The sequence below is a fragment of the Mucilaginibacter sp. P4_G9 genome, assembly GCF_056400985.1.
Genome location: NZ_JBFUKF010000615.1, coordinates 1 through 2,146, shown reverse-complemented (window position 1 = coordinate 2,146; position 2,146 = coordinate 1). Strand labels below are relative to the sequence as shown.

2 protein-coding genes are annotated in these 2,146 nt (G+C 41.1%); both read right to left on the bottom strand.

Annotated elements, in window-relative coordinates; genetic code table 11:
* The coding region (locus AC1DPZ_RS25955; protein WP_477408943.1) for an ABC transporter permease at window positions 1-367 on the bottom strand (367 nt) is incomplete at its 3' end.
* Window positions 368-518: 151 nt separating this feature from the next.
* Window positions 519-2,146: FtsX-like permease family protein (locus AC1DPZ_RS25950; RefSeq protein WP_477408941.1), on the bottom strand; the 1,628-nt coding region annotated here is incomplete at its 5' end.

Genomic DNA, 2,146 nt, shown 5'->3' with positions numbered 1-2,146 from the left:
AAGCCACACCATCTTCTTCCTCAAACTTTTTAGCATCGTTGCCCTTTGTGATCGTAATCAGGGGGCGATGAAAATTTATCACCCTTGCTGTTTTTTCGCCCAGGGTAAAATCGTTTCTGAATGTTTTTCCTAAAGGCTGGGGCACTCCGTTTGATTTATCAATCCCCTCATCATGCCACTCGGTATACAAGCGAAAAACCCTGTCAGGATCTTTATGAAAAGTATCAAAGCTAAGGTGATAGGTTATCAGCGTAAAAATCAAAATGCCGCAGGCAATGCCAAGCGCCAAACCAATAACGCTAATAGCTGCGTAAGCTTTGTTACGCTTTAAATTTCTCCAGGCTATTTTAATGTAGTTCTTTATCATAATATTAGTTTTATTGGTTCACTAGTTCATTAGTTCATTGGTCTTGTCTGGTTGGTAAATTCATCGGTTTTATTAACTTCTGCATCCATCATGCGTTCAAATATGCAAGCTTTGCCGCTTCCCACCAATGAACCAGTGAACTAATGAACGTCTATTCGCTCCTTAAACTTTTAACAGGATTAGTCAACGCGGCTTTTATGGCCTGGAAACTAACTGTTGCCAGGGCTATCAGCATGGCCAATACCCCTGCAATGGCAAACACCCACCAATGTATAGTAATACGGTACTGGTAATTTTGCAGCCATTTGGCTATAGCCCACCAGGCAACCGGGAACGCTATCAGGCATGAAATACCTACCAGCTTTAAAAAATCCTTTGACAACAAACCTGTTAAACCCGCAACTGTGGCACCCAATACCTTGCGGATTCCTATTTCCTTTATCCTGCGTTCGGCGGTATAGGCAGCAAGACCGAATAAGCCAAGACATGATATGAATATTGCCAGGGATGCAAAAACACCTGCCAGATTGCCGGTTAGGGTTTCGGTTATAAACAGTTGGTTAAAATCCTCATCAATAAACTTGTATTCAAAAGGGTAGCCCGGGTTATTATCTTTTAAAACATCCCCTGTTTTGTTTAATGCTTCTTTTAGGTTTACACCGGCCTTTAACCTTACACTTAAAACCCTTGTACCTTCGGGATGGTTATATAGCAAAAGCGGAGCGCCCGATATGTACATATCGTTGTACAAAAAATCTTTAATGATGCCGGTTATTGTAAGCACTTTATTACCGCCATCCCTTATTATCCCTCCTACGTGGCCCTCTTTTCCCATTTGCCTGGCAAATGCTTCGTTGATGATCACATTATTACTATCAAGTTTTGGATCGGAATAAAAATCCCTGCCCGATGTTAGCTTCATACCCATGGTTTTTACAAACTGCGGACTAACATTTTCCCACGTGATTAGTGGATTTTTGGATGCATCCTTACCTTTCCATGCGTAGTTATCGGTATTATTCCAGATCTGTACTACCGGGTATTCACTTAACGCAGCATCCTCAACAAACCCCGATTGTTTTAAATCATTATATATTCCCGCAAAATGATCGGTTAATTTGCCTTGTGCATTAATGTAGATCAGGTTACTTTTATTATAACCCAGCTCCCTGTTTTTTACATGCTGAATTTGCTGATATATAACCACGGTACCGATAATGAGTATAATGGAGACAGAAAACTGCATAACAACCAGGCCCTGCCTGATGAAGCCCGCACCGGTACCCGATTTAAGTTTCATGCTTTTTAATACCGTTACCGGGTTAAAGGATGAAAGATAAAATGCCGGGTAGCTACCTGCCAGTAAACCGGTAATCCCGCCTATTGCAACCAGGTAGATAAGATGGCCGGATTCAAATACATTTACCGACAAATCTTTTTGTACCAGGTTGTTAAATGAAGGCAGTGCAATATATATTAACCCTACAGCTATTACTACAGCAATAAACGACATTATAACAGCTTCACCTATAAACTGGCCAATCAGCTTTCCTTTACCTGCTCCCATTACCTTGCGTACCCCTACTTCTTTAGCTCGTTTCTCTGATCGCGCGGTAGACAGGTTCATGAAGTTGATGCAGGCAATAATTAAAATAATGAATGCTATGGCTGCAAAAAGCCGTACATATTCTATCCTGCCGCCATCCATTTTACCATTGGTGAAATTATCGTACAGGTTCCAATCGTTCATGGCAAAAACGAATGCTTGTGTTTTATTAC